Here is a 15,356-nt window from a genome sequence, read left to right on the forward strand (position 1 = left end):
GATTGGCCGCTCGGCGCTGTGTCCCGGACTGCCCTCTGCGATCGGTCTTACGATTGGCCGTTCGCGAACGTGCAGATGCAAGGCAGCGCAGCCGAGACGGGCGGTTCCTGCTCGGCGGGCAACATCTAGGAGAAGTAGACCAAGATCTTCTCCCAGATTTCTCCCAAACGATCACCAGAGATGCAGGAGGGGCCCGACCCGCACTGCGGATCAGGCCCCTGACCTGGTACTTCACTGTCGGGGTGGCGGGATTTGAACCCACGGCCTCTTCGTCCCGAACGAAGCGCGCTGCCAAGCTGCGCTACACCCCGAGTGTCGTCAAGCTTGCTGGCGACGACGTTTACTCTAGCCCACCGTGGGCCGGAGGCGAAATCCGGTTTTGGGGGTCAGATGCGGGGGGTCAGGGTCAGGAGGGTGGCCTCCGGGGGGCAGGCGAAGCGGACCGGGGTGTAGCGGTTGGTGCCGCAGCCGGCCGAGACGTGGAGGTAGGAGGTGTGGTCGTCCGCCTCATGGGTGGAGAGGCCCTTCACGCGGTCGGTGTCGATGTCGCAGTTGGTGACCAGGGCGCCGTAGAAGGGGATGCAGAGCTGTCCGCCGTGGGTGTGACCCGCCAGGATCAGGGGGTAGCCGTCGGCCGTGAACGCGTCGAGTACGCGCAGGTACGGAGCGTGTGCGATGCCCATCGAGAAGTCGGCGCCCGGCAGCGGGCCGCCCTCGACCTGGTGGTAGCGGTCCCGCCTGATGTGGGGGTCGTCGACGCCGGTGAGGCCGATCTCCATGCCGTCGATCTTGAGCGCGCCGCGGGCGTTGGTGAGGTTGACCCAGCCCGCCTCGTCGAAGCCGTCGCGCAGCTCTGTCCACGGGTTGTGGATGGCGCCGACGGCGGGCGGATTGCCATTGAGGCCGTGCTTCTTCTGAGCTTTTTCGATCAGATACTTTGCGGGGTTGCGCCGCTTCGGTCCGTAGTAGTCGTTCGAGCCGAAGACGTAGGCGCCGGGGAACTCCATCAGGGGGCCCAGTGCGTCCAGCGCCTCCGGGACGCCTTCCGGGTCGGACAGATTGTCACCGGTATTGATCACGAAGTCCGGGCGCAGCCCCGCCAGCGAGCGCAGCCACCGCTGCTTCTTGCGCTGCCCGCAGACCATGTGCACGTCCGAGACATGGAGCACCCGCAGCGGCCGCATCCCGGTCGGCAGCACCGGCACGGTGATCCTCCGCAGCCGGAACGAGCGGACCTCGATGCCCGCCGAGTAGAGCAGGCCGGCGGCGCCGACCGCCGTGATTCCCAGGGGTACTCCGTATCGCGCGCGCATACACCCATCGTGTCAGACCCACTCCGGTCGGACGCATCCGCGGTGCCTGTGGAAAACCTCGGCGGGTGCCGGGCCGTACTGCGACAATCGAGCCATGACCACGCTCAAGTCGAAGCTCAAGGAAGACCTCACCGCCGCCATCAAGGAGCGCGACGAACTGCGCTCCGCGACCCTGCGGCTCACCCTCTCCGCCCTCACGAAGGAGGAGGTCGCGGGCGACGCCGCGCGCGAGCTGTCCGACGACGAGGTGCTGAAGGTGATCGGCCGCGAGGCGAAGAAGCGGCGCGAGGCCGCCGAGGCGTTCGAGAAGGCCGGGCGTGACGAGCAGGCGGGACGCGAGCGCGCGGAGGGCGAGGTGCTGGCCGGATACCTCCCCCAGCAGCTCTCCGACGACGAGTTGGAGGAGATCGTCGCCGCGGCGGTGGCCGAGGCCAAGGGCGCGGGTGCCGAGGGGCAGCGCGCCATGGGGCAGGTCATGAAGATCGTGCGGCCCAAGGTGGGCGACCGCGCGGAGGGCGGCCGGGTGGCCGCGATGGTGAAGAAGCTGCTGGGCACGGGCTGACTCCGTCCCCGCCCTCAGCCCCGTGAGGCCGTGAGGATCATCCCTCGCCCGCAGCCTCGCCCCCTCGGCGCCGTGAGTCCCTCGGCCGCGCCCCGGGGGCCTCGCCGCCTCGGGGCCCTGAGGTTCGTGTCTCGGCCTGCGCGGGCCCTGACGCCCCGGCGCCGTGAGGTTCGCGCCTCGGCCCGCAGCGCCCTCCCGCCCCCGCACCTTGAGGCCCCAGCCTCATGACGCACGGCTCACGCGGAGGGGGCGGGCGCGTCTCCGCCCCCGCCCCCTCCGCCACTGCTCTGCGGTCTACGGCCGCCTCCGGCTGAGCCGCGGCCGTCCGCGCGCTTCGCCCCACGGCCCCGACCGCCGCCGCGGCCTACGGCCAACCGCCGTTGTCACCGCCGTTGTTCCCGCCATTGGCCCAGCCGCCGATCTGGCCGCCGTTGTCACGACCGCCGATCTGGCCACCGTCGTCGCCCCCGCCGTCCTGGCCGCCGTTGTCGCCGCCGCCGTCGAGGCCGCCGATCACATCGGGCGGGGTCGAGTGGCCCGGATCGTCACCGCCATCGCCGTTGTCGCCGCCGTTGTCATCGCCCGGCTTGTCGTCGCCGTCCCCCGGCTTCTTGCCGTGCTTGTGGCCGTCCGGGATGTTGATCAGGTTGAAGCCGGGACTCGGCTTGCCCGCCAGGGCGCCCGCGACCGCGTCCTTCCAGATCGGGCCGGGGACGTCGGCGCCGTACACCTTGTCGTGGTAGACGCCACCGATGTTGATGTCGATCATCTTCTGCTTGTGCGCGGGGTCGCCGACCCAGACCGCGCCCGACATGTTCGGCGTGTACCCGACGAACCAGGCCGCGTAACGGAAGTCCGTCGTACCCGTCTTACCGGCGCTCGCCCGGTCGCTGAGGCCCGCCTGCTGACCCGTGCCGTCCTCGACCACGCCCTTGAGCAGGGTGTTGATGGTGTCGGCGGTCTTCTCCGACATCGCGCGCTCGCACGCCGACTTCGGGACCGGGATCGGCTTCTTGTCGGCGCCGGTGATCGACTCGATGGCGATCGGGGAGCAGTACGTGCCCCGGTCGGCGAAGGTGGCGTACGCGCTGGCCATGGTCAGCGGGGACAGCTCCTGGGTGCCGAGCGCGATCGACGGGTCCTGACCGAGCTTGGCGCCGTCGGCGCGGGCGACGCCCATCTTTCCGGCCATCTCGGTGACAGGACAGGTTCCGATCTGACTGATCAGCGAGACGTAATAGGTGTTGACCGACTTCGCGGTCGCCTCCTTCATGCTGAACGGGCCGACCTCGGACTCGTCCTCGTTCTCCAGCGTCTCGCCGTTGGTGTTCACCCACTGCTTGCCGTCGCACTGCCGCACGGGACTCGGGTACGCCATCTTGTACGGGGACGGGTACACCTTGGTCGCCGGCGTCCCGCCCTCGATGGCGGCCGACGCCACGATCGGCTTGAACGTCGACCCCGTCTGGAACCCGGCACCGCCGCCCATACTTTTGTCAACGGAGTAGTTGATCTGCGTCTGGTTCTTTCCGAATCCGTACGGACGCGACTGCCCCATGCCCAGGATCTTTCCTGTGCCGGGCTCGACCAGGCTGACCGCGGTGGCGACCTTGTCGTCGGCGTTCACATGCGCCTTGACCGAGTTCTCCACGGACTTCTGGGCCTGCGGGTCGAGGGTGGTGCGGACGGTCAGGCCGCCGCGGTTCCACAACTGGGCCCGTTCCTTCTTCGTCTTACCGAAGACCGGGTCGGTGAGGAACACGTTGCGCACGTAGTCGCAGAAGAAGCCCGCGCCCTGGACCGCGGTGATACAGCCGTTCTTGGGCTCGCTGATGTTCAGGCCGAGCGGCGCCTTCTCCGCCTTGTCGGCCTGCGCCTGGGAGATGTCGTGGACCTCGGCCATCCGCTGTAGTACGACGTTGCGGCGGCGGGTGGCCTCCTTCTCGTCGTTGACCGGGTCGTAGCGGCTCGGCGACTGCACGATGCCGGCCAGCAGCGCCGACTCCTGGACGTTGAGGTCCTTGGCGTGCTTGGAGAAGTAGCGCTGGGCCGCGGCCTCGACGCCGTACGCCTGCTCGCCGAAGAAGGTGATATTGAGATAGTTCTCCAGGATGCGCTTCTTGCCCAGTTCCTCTTCGACCTGGATCGCGTACTTCAGCTCTTTGACCTTGCGGCCGAGGGTCTGCTGGGTGGCCTGTGCGACCTTCGTCGGGTCGTCGCCTGCCTCCTCGATGAAGACGTTCTTCACGTACTGCTGGGTGAGGGTGGAGGCGCCCTGGGAGACGCCGCCGCTCTGCGCGTTCTGGTTCAGCGCGCGCAGGATGCCCTTGAGGTCGACCGCGCCGTGCTCGTAGAACCGCGAGTCCTCGATCGCGACGATCGCCTTCTGCATGTACGGGGAGATGTCCTGAAGCTTCACGACGGTACGGTCGCGTGAGTAAACTGTCGCGATTTGTCCGCCTTCGGCGTCCAGGATGGTCGTGCGCTGGCTCAGCGGCGGCTGCTTCAGATTGGCCGGGATCTCGTCGAAGCCTTCGACGGACCCCTTGGCGGCGAGGCCGAGTGCCCCGGCGGCGGGCAGGGCGATCCCCGCCATCACGGCTCCGGCGAGCACGCTGACACCGAGGAACTTGGCGGCCTGTTGGACCGGCGACAGTCCACCGCCCGAGCGCTTCATTCCCATGGGGGCAGCCTAATCCGTCGGCGACGGCGTTCGGAGGGGCGAGGGGCGCGTACCGTCGGAATTGTCCGGAGAGTTACTTCGGGGGTTGGGTATCCGGGGTCGGGCGGCGGCAGCCGCCGGGTCGGGGTCGCGCGGGGTGACCGGGAGGTCTGGCCGTGGCTCGGGAGGTCGGTGCGCGGGCCGACCGGAGGGCCTGTGCGGAGGGGTCCGTACCGCCCGAGTGGGCGGCGTGGACCGGCGCGTGGGGGGTGCGGGCGGGGCGTTCGCGAACAACCGCGCGCCGGACAATGCATCCGAGCCCGCCGGTACGGCACGTGTCCCCGACACCCCGCTGCCGTTGTCATAAGCAGTGGGCATCTGCCGCGCCGATAGATGCCGTCCCGTACTCAGCAGTCTTTGCAGTCGTATGTGAACAGCGGCCGTCGGCCCAACGATTCGACGGTACGAAGCCGTGACCCACCTACGTTTCGATTCGCCAGACAGGGGTGCATGCCTTGGCCTAAGCTGCTCTTAGCTGTCACGGCTATGCGGCAGCGCATCAAATCTCCGCGCAATCCGAGTACGACCTGGCTTTCCACGGGCCCCGCCAACTGCCCCGGAATGCCGGGTTGATCATGTATGTCCCCAGCTCACTCCGTTGGGTGATCTGCCGCGTACACATAGTCCGTTCGGGCCATTCAAGATTGGGCCCGAGGGGGGTGTTGCGCTGTGCCCGCCTTCCGTAACGTCCTCAACTGGCGGCGGTGAATATGCCGCTGCCGCCGTGGGGGAGCCTCGATTCGGGAGAGGACGGCGCCGGCATGGGCTGGGTAACCGACTGGAGTGCGCAGGCTGCCTGCCGCACTACCGATCCGGACGAACTGTTCGTACAAGGAGCGGCGCAAAACAGGGCAAAAGCGGTCTGCACTGGCTGCCCGGTGCGCACCGAATGCCTCGCCGACGCCTTGGACAACCGCGTCGAATTCGGTGTCTGGGGCGGAATGACCGAGCGCGAACGCCGTGCCCTGCTCCGCAGGCGCCCCACGGTGACCTCCTGGCGCAGGCTCCTGGAAACCGCCCGCACCGAATACGAGCGCGCCGCGGGACTGCTCCCACTCGACGCCGACACGCTCGACGACGACGCCCTGGACGCCGAGGAACTCGACCACGTCGAGCACCATGTCGACCACGGCACCAGGATCTACCGCAGGTACGCGGCCGTCGGCTGACCGAGCCACCCCGCTCGCCCGACACCTCCGCCCGACCGCCCCGGCGAGTCCGAACGTCGACCTGGCACGTCCACTGCCCGACGCCCTCGCGGGACGACGCCCGTCCGTCGGCACGTGCGACCCTGGCTCCGCGCCGCCCGCCCGGCCCCTGCCCCACCGGGCCCGTACTGCCATCTGGCCCGCGCGTACGCCGCCGTGCACTGCCGTAAGCCCAGAAGCGCGCTGCCGCGCATTCCTCCCTCTCGCCGGCCGCCCCCTCGGTGCCTGCTTCGTCAGCGCTTCCCGTACGGGCGCCCCAGCCCGCAACTCGCGCCCCTCCGTTTCCGCGCACCGCGTCTCCGCGTACCGCCGCCCGTCACCTCGGCGCCCGCGGATTCCCGCTGCTCCCCTGGGAACTCCGATCCCCTCAGGACTCCGAAGAGCCCGCCGGACTCCTGCCCGCCGCCAGCCTCCTGCCGATGTCACGCAACCCCGCCAAGTCGTGCACATCGCCGGGCAGTGCGGCCACTTCCGCGACGGCCACCTCGGGATGGCGCGCCGTAAAACGATCACGAGTGCGCTGCTCACGGGAGAGCAGCCGCATCCGCTCGGCGTGCAGCCGCAGCAGACCGGCCGTCAGCCGATGCACAGCCGCCGTATCCGGGACCGCGCCGTCACCGGCGGATACGGACTCTGAAGTTCCGGGTGCTTTACGGACGTTGGTGGGATTCTCGGACGACGCGGGATATTCGGGAGAGTTACGAACTCCAGCTTTCCCGTCCATCTGATCCACAATGCGGGCATTCTCAAGATTTTCGGCGGTGGCCCCCGCCTGGGGGCCCGTCCCAGGTCCCGAGCCCTCGTCCGGCTCCCTGTCCTCCTGGGCTTCTCCGTCTCCGCGGGGGCCCTCGTCGCCCTGGATTTCCACGTCTTCCTGGAGTCCGCCGTCTGCCGGGGCTTCGTCTTCCTGGGCCTCGTCCGGGTCCTCAAGCTCCGCCGTCAGCGTCTCCGCCGCCGCCAGCGCGCGCTCCGCCGACAACCGCGCCGCGCCACTGTCATGCACCCTGTTCAGCACAAGACCCGCGAGCGGCATCTTCTCCTCCGCCAGCCGGTCCACGAAGTACGCCGCCTCCCGCAGGGCGTCCTGCTCCGGCGCCGCCACCACGAGGAACGCCGTACCGGGAGCCTGAAGCAGCCGATACGTGGCGTCCGCGCGTGTACGGAAACCGCCGAACATGGTGTCCATCGCCGCCACGAACGTCTGCACGTCACGCAGCAACTGCCCACCGAGGAGCTTCCCCAGCGCACCCGTCATCATCGACATGCCCACGTTCAGGAACTTCATCCCGGCCCGGCCACCCACCTTCGCGGGAGCCATCAGAACCCGGATCAGCCTGCCGTCGAGAAACGAACCGAGCCGCTTGGGAGCATCCAGGAAATCCAGCGCCGAACGCGACGGGGGAGTGTCCACCACGATCAGGTCCCACTCGTCGCGGCTCCTGAGCTGCCCCAGCTTCTCCATCGCCATGTACTCCTGCGTACCGGCGAAACCCGCGGAAAGGGACTGGTAGAACGGGTTCTCCAGGATCGCGCGGGCCCGCTCCTTGTCCGCGTGCGCCTCGACGATCTCGTCGAACGTGCGCTTCATGTCCAGCATCATCGCGTGCAACTCGCCCGCGGGCTCACCGCCGTCCTCGGCGATCCCCTTCACCCGGCGCGGCACGTTGTCGAGCGAGTCGATCCCCATCGACTGGGCCAGCCGCCGCGCCGGATCGATGGTGAGCACCACCACCCGCCGCCCCCGCTCGGCCGCCCGCAACCCCAGCGCGGCCGCCGTCGTCGTCTTCCCCACCCCGCCGGAACCACAGCACACCACGATGCGGGTCGCCGGATCGTCCAGCAGCGGATCGACGTCGAGCCGACCCGCGTGCGCGAGCCCACGCTCCGCGGCCTTCCCACCGGAGCCGCCGCCCGCCTCGTCCGAATCCCGCCCCTCACCGGGCGCCCGCGGCGTCATGAGACTCCCTGGCTTCGCGGCGTCATCTCATCCCCTGCTTCCGCAGTTCCGCGGCGAGCCGGTAGAGACTCGCCAAGTCCACGCCCTCCGCGAGCAGCGGCAACTCGTGCAGCGGCAGCCCCAACTCGTCCAGCACCGCACGCTGATCACGCTCCAGCGCGAAACGCGCCGCGTACTCGTCGGCTTGCTCCAACAACGGCGTCACCAGCCGCTCCGCACCCCCGCTGCGCCGCGCCGACCCAAGCCCCGCCGCGGCCAGTGACCCCGCCACCACACCCCTCGGCATGCCCTCGCGCAGCAGGTCGAGCGCCTCCTCGTCCAGCAGCGCGGGCCGCACCATGTTCACTATCACCCGGCCCGTCGGCAGCCGCGCCGCGCGCAGCTCCCCGAAACCGTCGACGGTCTCCTGGACCGGCATCTCCTCAAGCAGCGTCACCAGGTGCACCGCCGTCTCCGGCGACTTCAGCACCCGCATCACGGCCTGCGCCTGATTGTGTATGGGGCCGATCTTGGCCAGCCCGGCCACCTCGTCGTTCACATTGAGGAAACGGGTCAGTCGGCCCGTCGGCGGCGCGTCCATCACCACGAAGTCGTACGCGAACCTGCCCCGCTTGTCCTTGCGGCGCACCGCCTCGCACGCCTTCCCGGTGAGCAGCACATCCCGCAGCCCCGGCGCCACCGTCGTCGCGAAGTCGATCGCACCCAGCTTCTTCAGCGCCCGGCCCGCGCCCCCCAGCTTGTAGAACATCTGGAGGTAGTCCAGCAGCGCCAGCTCCGGATCGATGGCGAGCGCGAACACCTCACCGCCGCCCGGGGCCACCGCGATCTTCCGCTCCTCGTACGGCAGCGCCTCCGTCTCGAAGAGCTGCGCGATCCCCTGCCGGCCCTCGACCTCGACCAACAGCGTCCGCTTGCCCTCCGTCGCGAGGGCAAGCGCGAGCGCCGCGGCCACCGTGGTCTTCCCGGTACCGCCCTTGCCGCTTACGACCTGGAGCCTGCTCACATATTCGAGACTAACCAGTCAGGGCACCGGCTACGCAGGTGGCCGTCCCACCTGTGGACAACTCCCCGCCTGTGGATAACTCCGTCACCCTCCCCTCCCCCTTATCCACAGCCCCCGCCACCCCCACCCCCCACCAGTTACAGTCGCCCCATGACCAAGTGGGAATACGCAACAGTCCCGCTGCTCGTCCACGCGACGAAGCAGATCCTGGACAACTGGGGCGACGACGGCTGGGAACTGGTCCAGGTCGTCCCCGGCCCCAACGCCGAACAACTCGTCGCCTACCTGAAGCGGGAGAAGCAGGGATGAGCGGCACGGTCGAGACCCGGCTCGCCGAGCTGGGCCTCACCCTCCCCGAAGTGGTCCCGCCGCTCGCCGCCTACCAGCCCGCCGTCCGGTCCGGTGCCTACGTGCACACCTCGGGGCAGCTCCCCATGGTCGACGGCAAGCTGCCCGCCACCGGCAAGGTCGGCGCGGACATAACCCCCGAGGACGCCAAGGACCTGGCCAGGACCTGCGCGCTCAACGCACTGGCCGCGGTGAAATCCGTCGCACACGACCTCGACCGCATCGCGCGCGTGGTCAAGGTCGTGGGCTTCGTCGCCTCGGCACCCGACTTCACCGGCCAGCCCGCCGTGGTCAACGGCGCCAGCGAACTCCTCGGCGCCGTCCTCGGCGACAAAGGCGTCCACGCCCGCAGCGCCGTCGGCGTCGCGGTCCTGCCCCTGGACGCACCCGTCGAGGTCGAGATCCAGGTGGAGCTGGAAGGGGACTGAGGGGGAAACGGGGGGAGTGGGGGGGAGGGGCCCCCGAAGAACAACTTGCGGGGGAGAGGGGTTCCCCTCAGGAAGAACCGCAGGAAGAACGACCCCGCCCGCCTCGGTCTCTTCCCGCCGCGGCCCCTTGCCCGCCCCAGCTTCTGCCGCCTCCCCTCGTCCTCTTCCGCTCCAGCTTCTTCCCCCTCCCGCGCTTCCCTTTCGGCTCCCGGCCCAAAGCTGCTTCAGCCTTTTCCGCTCCCGGCTCCGAGCCGCTCCAGTCCCTCCCGACCCAGCCTCTTCGGCCCCCAGCCCCAAGCCCGCTCCGGGTTCTCCCGCCCTCACCCCCTCCCCCCGCTCTCGATTCCTGTCGCTCTCGAACATCTGCTCCTCAGCCGTTAGCCTCCGAGCATGGCGAATGGGCAGTGGTATCCGGCGGAGTGGCCGGACCGTATTCGCGCGCTGGCGGCCGGGGAGCTTGAACCCGCCACGCCGCGGCAGGCCGCGACCGTCATGCTGCTGCGCGACGGTGAGAGCGGCGGCGGGCCCGCCGTGCACCTGCTGCGCCGCAGCGCCACGATGGCCTTCGCGGCCGGTGCGTACGCCTACCCGGGTGGCGGTGTCGACCCCCGTGACCATGACGCCTCGGTCACCTGGGCCGGGCCGTCGCGCTCCGAGTGGGCGGCCAGGCTCGGCCTCGACGAGGCGGGGGCACAGGCCGTGGTGTGCGCGGCGGTGCGGGAGACCTTCGAGGAGACCGGGGTGCTGCTGGCGGGCAAGGACCCGGACACCGTGGTCTCCGACACCTCGGGCGCGGACTGGGAGGAGGACCGGACGGCCCTGGTCGCGCACGAGCTGTCCTTCGGCGCGTTCCTGGAGCGTCGGGGGCTGATGCTGCGGTCCGATCTGCTCGCGGCGTGGGCGCGCTGGATCACCCCGGAGTTCGAGCCGCGCCGATATGACACCTGGTTCTTCGTCGCGGTGCTTCCACCGGGGCAGCGCACCATCCCGCAGGGCCCCGAGGCCACGACGGGGCCGCCGGGCGAGGCCGACCTCGCGGTGTGGCTGACGCCGGGCGAAGCGGCACGGCGATACGACGCGGGAGACGTGGTGATGATGCCGCCGACCATCGCGACCCTCCGCACGCTCTCCGGATATGCCACCGCCGATCAGGCACTGCGCGCGGCGGCGGAGCGCGATCTGGCGCCGGTGCTGGCGAAGGCGCGCCTGGAGGACGGCACCGTGGTGCTGAGCTGGCTAGGGCATGACGAGTTCACCAAGCGTGTGCCGACGGGGGGCTCGATATGACCGAGGCCGCCGCCCTCCCCGGCCAGCCGCGCGGGTCCGTGGTGTCCGGTGCCGCATCCGACCGTGCGGTCAACGTCCTCGCCCCGAATCCGTCCGCGATGACGTTGGACGGCACCAACACCTGGATAGTGTCGGAGCCCGGTTCGGGCCTTGCGGTGGTGATAGACCCGGGGCCGCTCGACGAGTCGCATCTGCGGCGGGTGGTGAAGACCGCCGAGGAGGCCGGGCAGCGGGTGGCGCTCACCCTCCTCACCCATGGGCACCCCGACCACGCCGAGGGCGCCGCGCGCTTCGCCGAGCTGACCGGGACGCGGATACGTGCCCTCGACCCCGCGCTGCGGCTCGGCGACGAGGGGCTCGCCGCCGATGACGTGATTGAGGTCGGCGGGCTTGAGCTGAGGGTCGTCCCCACTCCCGGGCACACCTCGGACTCGCTCTGCTTCCACCTTCCGGGGGATCGGGCGGTGCTCACCGGGGACACCGTTCTCGGCCGCGGGACCACGGTGGTGGCGCACCCGGACGGCAGGCTGGGGGACTACCTCGACTCGCTGCGGCGGCTGCGCTCGCTGACCACCGACGACGGGGTGGACATGGTGCTCCCCGGGCATGGTCCGGTGCTCGACGACGCCCGGGGCGCCATCGAGTTCTATCTCGCGCACCGGGCGAACCGGCTGGCGCAGGTCGAGACCGCGGTGGAGGCCGGATACCGCACCGCGCCCGAGGTGGTGGCCCGTGTCTACGCGGATGTGGACCCGTCGCTGTGGCCTGCCGCGGAGCTGTCGGTACGCGCGCAGCTTGAGTACCTGCGTGAGCACGGGCTCGTCTGAGCCGTCGAAGGCCAGGTCCGCCGTCGCGCCCCTCGGTCAGGGCGGACGGGGCCGCCAAGGGTGCCTCTGGGAGGTGCCAGGCTCCGCCCGGGTGGATTCGTGCCGTCGCGCTTTTCCGCACCGCTGTCATCATGTCACGTACCGTAACCGTCGGCACTGACAATGCGGGCTGACCTGCGCAGATGGCCTCGTCATGCAGGCGCCGGGCTCCACGCCGCGAGCCGCGCGCCGTGGAATCCAGGAATGGGTCCTCCCGGCCCGTACGCACCCACAGCGAGCCCTCCCCGGTTTGGCCCGCCCCCAAGCCCCGGCCCCCGGGCGCCCCGAAGGCGCCCCAGGGCCCACACGCCAGCCCGTAGCGGCGGCGGTCTCAGCGGGAGCGCTTGGCGAGGCGTTCGACGTCCAGGAGGATCACGGCGCGGGCTTCGAGGCGGAGCCAGCCGCGGCCCGCGAAGTCCGCCAGCGCCTTGTTGACCGTCTCGCGGGAGGCGCCGACCAGTTGGGCCAGCTCCTCCTGGGTGAGGTCGTGGACGACGTGGATGCCTTCCTCCGACTGGACGCCGAAGCGGCGCGACAGGTCGAGCAGCGCGCGCGCCACGCGTCCCGGCACGTCCGAGAAGACGAGGTCGGACATCTGGTCGTTGGTCTTGCGCAGGCGGCGCGCGACGGCGCGCAGCAGGGCGGACGCCACCTCGGGGCGGGCGTTCAGCCAGGGCAGCAGGTCGCCGTGGCCGAGGCCGAGGAACTTGACCTCGGTCAGTGCCGTGGCGGTGGCCGTGCGGGGGCCCGGGTCGAACAGCGACAGTTCGCCGATCAGCTCGCCTGGGCCGAGGACGGCCAGCATGTTCTCCCGGCCGTCGGGGGAGGTGCGGTGCAGCTTGACCTTGCCCTCCGTGACCACGTACAGGCGGTCTCCCGGGTCGCCCTCGTGGAAGAGCGCGTCGCCGCGTGCGAGGGTCGTCTCGCTCATGGAGGCGCGCAGCTCGGCGGCCTGCTCGTCATCGAGTGCCGCGAAGAGCGGAGCGCGCCGCAGAACGTCGTCCACGAAATCTCTCCTTGTCGACCTGCGTCGGGGCTTGGTGCTCCCCATTGTGCTGGACGGTCCAAACAGTGTGATCAGTCACAAGTCTGCCGTACTGGCGTCCGGTGCCATGGGGGAGGGGGCCAATTGGGGGCTGATCGCTCGGGTCAGGGGCGGATGTCGGTGGTGGGCTCTACGCTGGCCGGGTGTCCACATCGCCGGTGTGTACGCAGGCGGGAGGCCCGGCCAGTAGGCCGTGCGGGGTGTTTTCCGCCGTGGGCGAACAGGCCCCGTCGGAGTCCGTGGGGGCGGGCAGGCGCGGGACGGTGATGCAGGACGGATGGGTGACATCGGTGGAGGCAAGGTGAGCAGGGTGACGGGCGGGACGGGCGTTCCGGATTCGGCCGGGGAGGCCGCGGGCGGGACCGGCGCGAAGGGGCGGCAGGGCCGGTCCGGCGCGGCGGCGAAGAAGGCGGCCGACGGGAAGAGCGCCGCGAAGAAGACCCCTGCGAAGCAGGCCACCGCCAAGAAGACGGCCGCCAAGAAGGCGACCGCGGGGAAGTCCGCCGCGGGCAAGGCCCCGAGCGCCGCGGCGCCCAGCAAGGCGGTGGCGAGTACCGGCGGGGCGAAGGCCGCGGCGAAGTCGGCGGCCAAGAAGTCGGCAACCGGGAAGTCGGTGGCCGAGAAGTCGGTGGTCAAGAAGACCGCGGCGACGGTCCCTCCGGCCGACGAGTCGCACGCGGCCCTGGTGCGCCGGGCCCGGCGGCTGAACAGGGAGTTGGGCGAGGTCTATCCGTACGCCCATCCCGAGCTGGACTTCGAGAACCCGTTCCAGTTGCTGCTCGCGACGGTTCTGTCGGCGCAGACGACGGACCTGAGGGTGAACCAGACGACCCCGGCCCTCTTCGCCGCCTATCCGACGCCGGAGGATCTGGCCGCGGCCAATCCGGAGAAGGTCGAGGAGCTGATTCGTCCGACCGGGTTCTTCCGCGCCAAGACGAAGTCGATCATGGGGTTGGCTGCGGCTCTGCGGGACGACTTCGACGGCGAGGTCCCGGGGCGGCTTGAGGACTTGGTGAAGCTGCCCGGGGTGGGCCGCAAGACCGCGTTCGTGGTGCTCGGGAACGCGTTCGGGGTGCCTGGCATCACCGTGGACACGCACTTCGGGCGGCTGGTGCGGCGGTGGAAGTGGACGGCGGAGACCGATCCGGTGAAGGTCGAGGCGGTCGTCGCCGGGCTCTTCCCGAAGAGTGACTGGACGATGCTGTCCCATCATGTGATCTTCCATGGGCGGCGTGTCTGCCACTCGCGCAAGCCAGCGTGCGGCGCCTGTCCGATCGCGCCGCTGTGCCCTGCGTACGGGGAGGGCGAGACGGACCCGGAGAAGGCGAAGAAGCTGCTCAAGTACGAGAAGGGCGGTATGCCGGGCCAGCGGCTCAAGCCGCCGGCGGCCTATCTGGAGGCAGGCGGGATTCCCGCGCCGCCGCTGGGCGCGCGTTGACGGTTCGGAACGAACGGTGGGCCGTGGGCGTTGTCGTCCCGGTACGTACGGGGAGGGACAGGGATGCGATGACGCACACGCACCAGGCGCAGGGCACGCATGAGGCGTGTGAGGCCCCGGCCGTCCTGCGGGGCGGCGAGGAGCCGGTCCCGGGGTCGGGCGGGGGCGGTGGGGCGGGCTCAGGTTGGGCCCGCCGGGGGCCGCGTGACGGCTTCGGGGGCGTGCGGGAGGGTACGGGCGCCCCTGTTCTGCCCCAAGGCGCCGATGTGCCCTCTCACGGGGCGCCCGGAGGGCCCCGCGCCCGGGAGGCGCCCGTGGAGCTGAGCGCCGAGGGACTGCCGGACTGGCTCGCGCCCGTGGCGCAGGCCACCGAGACGGTGGACGCGGCCCAGTTGAGCCGCTTTCTGCCGCCGGAGGACGGCGGGGGGCGCCAGTCGGCCGTGCTGATCCTCTTCGGGTACGGCGAGGAGGGCCCCGAGTTGCTGCTGACCGAGCGGTCGGGCTCGCTGCGCTCGCACGCGGGCCAGCCGTCGTTCCCCGGGGGTGCGCTTGACCCGGAGGACGGCGATCCGGCCGTGGAGGGGCCGTTGCGGGCCGCGCTCCGTGAGGCGGAGGAGGAGACGGGGCTCGACCCGGGGGGCGTGCGGCTCTTCGGTGTGCTGCCGAAGCTGTACATCCCGGTGAGTTCTTTCGTGGTGACGCCGGTGCTCGGCTGGTGGCGTGTTCCGAGCCCGGTCGGCGTGGTGGACCCGGCGGAGACGGCGCGGGTGTTCACGGTTCCCGTGGCCGACCTCACCGACCCCGGCAACCGCGCGACGGCGATTCACCCGAGCGGGTATCGCGGCCCGGCGTTCCAGGTGGCGTCCACGCTGGTGTGGGGGTTCACGGCGGGTGTGATCGACCGGATTCTGCACTACGCGGGCTGGGAGCGCCCTTGGGACCGGGAGAAGCTGGTCGCGCTCGACCAGCACGCGTGATGGCGTCGCGGAGCGGCGTGTTCCGCCGGATGCGGAACGGTTCGTGTCGTGTGTGCGTGTGAAGAGGTGGGGGCGTGTGTCGTAGGGGCGCGCGGCTTCCCGGGCCACGCCCGGTGGAGTGTGCGCGGCGAGTGGTGCGGGCGGTGCGGCATGGTCGGTGGCGGACGGGCAAGTGATCAGGTGCACAGGATGAGCGGCCAGC

Annotated in this window: 13 protein-coding genes and 1 tRNA gene; 8 read left to right on the top strand and 6 right to left on the bottom strand. The window is 70.5% G+C overall.

Annotated elements, in window-relative coordinates; translation table 11 throughout:
• Positions 1-237: 237 nt before the first annotated feature.
• Both ACIBIW_RS06920 and ACIBIW_RS06925 read right to left on the bottom strand, forming a co-directional pair.
• A tRNA-Pro gene (locus ACIBIW_RS06920) sits at positions 238-311 on the bottom strand.
• Between the two features lie 75 nt (positions 312-386).
• The gene (locus ACIBIW_RS06925; protein WP_399332722.1) at positions 387-1,313 is read right to left on the bottom strand and encodes a metallophosphoesterase; all 927 of its coding nucleotides are present in this window, start codon (positions 1,311-1,313) and stop codon (positions 387-389) included.
• 94 nt (positions 1,314-1,407) lie between these two features.
• On the opposite strand from ACIBIW_RS06925, the gene ACIBIW_RS06930 reads away from it, so the two are divergent.
• A complete protein-coding gene (locus ACIBIW_RS06930; protein WP_399332723.1) occupies positions 1,408-1,875 on the top strand; it encodes a GatB/YqeY domain-containing protein in 468 nt (155 codons plus the stop codon).
• Positions 1,876-2,239: 364 nt separating this feature from the next.
• Here ACIBIW_RS06930 and ACIBIW_RS06935 read toward each other — a convergent pair whose 3' ends face one another.
• Positions 2,240-4,558 carry a transglycosylase domain-containing protein gene (locus ACIBIW_RS06935; RefSeq protein WP_399332725.1) on the bottom strand — a complete coding sequence of 773 codons (2,319 nt, stop codon included), beginning with the start codon at positions 4,556-4,558 and terminating at the stop codon, positions 2,240-2,242.
• 800 nt (positions 4,559-5,358) lie between these two features.
• Between ACIBIW_RS06935 and ACIBIW_RS06940 the strand changes: the two genes are divergently transcribed.
• Entirely contained in the window at positions 5,359-5,766 is a 408-nt protein-coding gene (locus ACIBIW_RS06940) for a WhiB family transcriptional regulator (RefSeq protein WP_399332953.1), read from the top strand.
• Between the two features lie 406 nt (positions 5,767-6,172).
• Here ACIBIW_RS06940 and ACIBIW_RS06945 read toward each other — a convergent pair whose 3' ends face one another.
• Positions 6,173-7,762 (bottom strand): ArsA family ATPase, encoded by a 1,590-nt coding sequence (locus ACIBIW_RS06945; RefSeq protein ID WP_399332727.1) that lies wholly within the window; start codon positions 7,760-7,762, stop codon positions 6,173-6,175.
• 22 nt (positions 7,763-7,784) lie between these two features.
• Complete coding sequence (locus ACIBIW_RS06950) at positions 7,785-8,765, bottom strand: ArsA family ATPase (protein ID WP_399332729.1); 981 nt, start codon at positions 8,763-8,765, stop codon at positions 7,785-7,787.
• A gap of 150 nt (positions 8,766-8,915) precedes the next feature.
• Between ACIBIW_RS06950 and ACIBIW_RS06955 the strand changes: the two genes are divergently transcribed.
• From ACIBIW_RS06955 to ACIBIW_RS06970, 4 genes are all read left to right on the top strand, one after another.
• A complete protein-coding gene (locus ACIBIW_RS06955; protein ID WP_399332731.1) occupies positions 8,916-9,074 on the top strand; it encodes a hypothetical protein in 159 nt (52 codons plus the stop codon).
• A complete protein-coding gene (locus ACIBIW_RS06960) occupies positions 9,071-9,541 on the top strand; it encodes a RidA family protein (RefSeq protein WP_399332734.1) in 471 nt (156 codons plus the stop codon). The genes ACIBIW_RS06955 and ACIBIW_RS06960 overlap by 4 nt, the downstream gene beginning before the upstream one ends.
• Positions 9,542-9,931: 390 nt before the next feature.
• Positions 9,932-10,828 (top strand): NUDIX hydrolase, encoded by an 897-nt coding sequence (locus ACIBIW_RS06965; RefSeq protein ID WP_399332736.1) that lies wholly within the window; start codon positions 9,932-9,934, stop codon positions 10,826-10,828.
• Complete coding sequence (locus tag ACIBIW_RS06970; protein WP_399332738.1) at positions 10,825-11,655, top strand: MBL fold metallo-hydrolase; 831 nt, start codon at positions 10,825-10,827, stop codon at positions 11,653-11,655. The genes ACIBIW_RS06965 and ACIBIW_RS06970 overlap by 4 nt, the downstream gene beginning before the upstream one ends.
• Before the next feature lie 370 nt (positions 11,656-12,025).
• Here the strand turns inward: ACIBIW_RS06970 and ACIBIW_RS06975 are convergent, their stop codons facing one another.
• Positions 12,026-12,700, bottom strand: a complete 675-nt coding sequence (locus ACIBIW_RS06975) for a Crp/Fnr family transcriptional regulator (RefSeq protein WP_189936214.1) — start codon at positions 12,698-12,700, stop codon at positions 12,026-12,028.
• Positions 12,701-13,016: 316 nt separating this feature from the next.
• On the opposite strand from ACIBIW_RS06975, the gene nth reads away from it, so the two are divergent.
• Both nth and ACIBIW_RS06985 read left to right on the top strand, forming a co-directional pair.
• Entirely contained in the window at positions 13,017-14,177 is a 1,161-nt protein-coding gene (gene nth / locus ACIBIW_RS06980) for an endonuclease III (RefSeq protein WP_399332741.1), read from the top strand.
• A gap of 314 nt (positions 14,178-14,491) precedes the next feature.
• Positions 14,492-15,154, top strand: a complete 663-nt coding sequence (locus ACIBIW_RS06985) for an NUDIX hydrolase (protein ID WP_399332743.1) — start codon at positions 14,492-14,494, stop codon at positions 15,152-15,154.
• Positions 15,155-15,356: the final 202 nt, after the last annotated feature.

This window comes from Streptomyces sp. NPDC050560 (genome assembly GCF_044457285.1).
Lineage (GTDB): Bacteria > Actinomycetota > Actinomycetes > Streptomycetales > Streptomycetaceae > Streptomyces.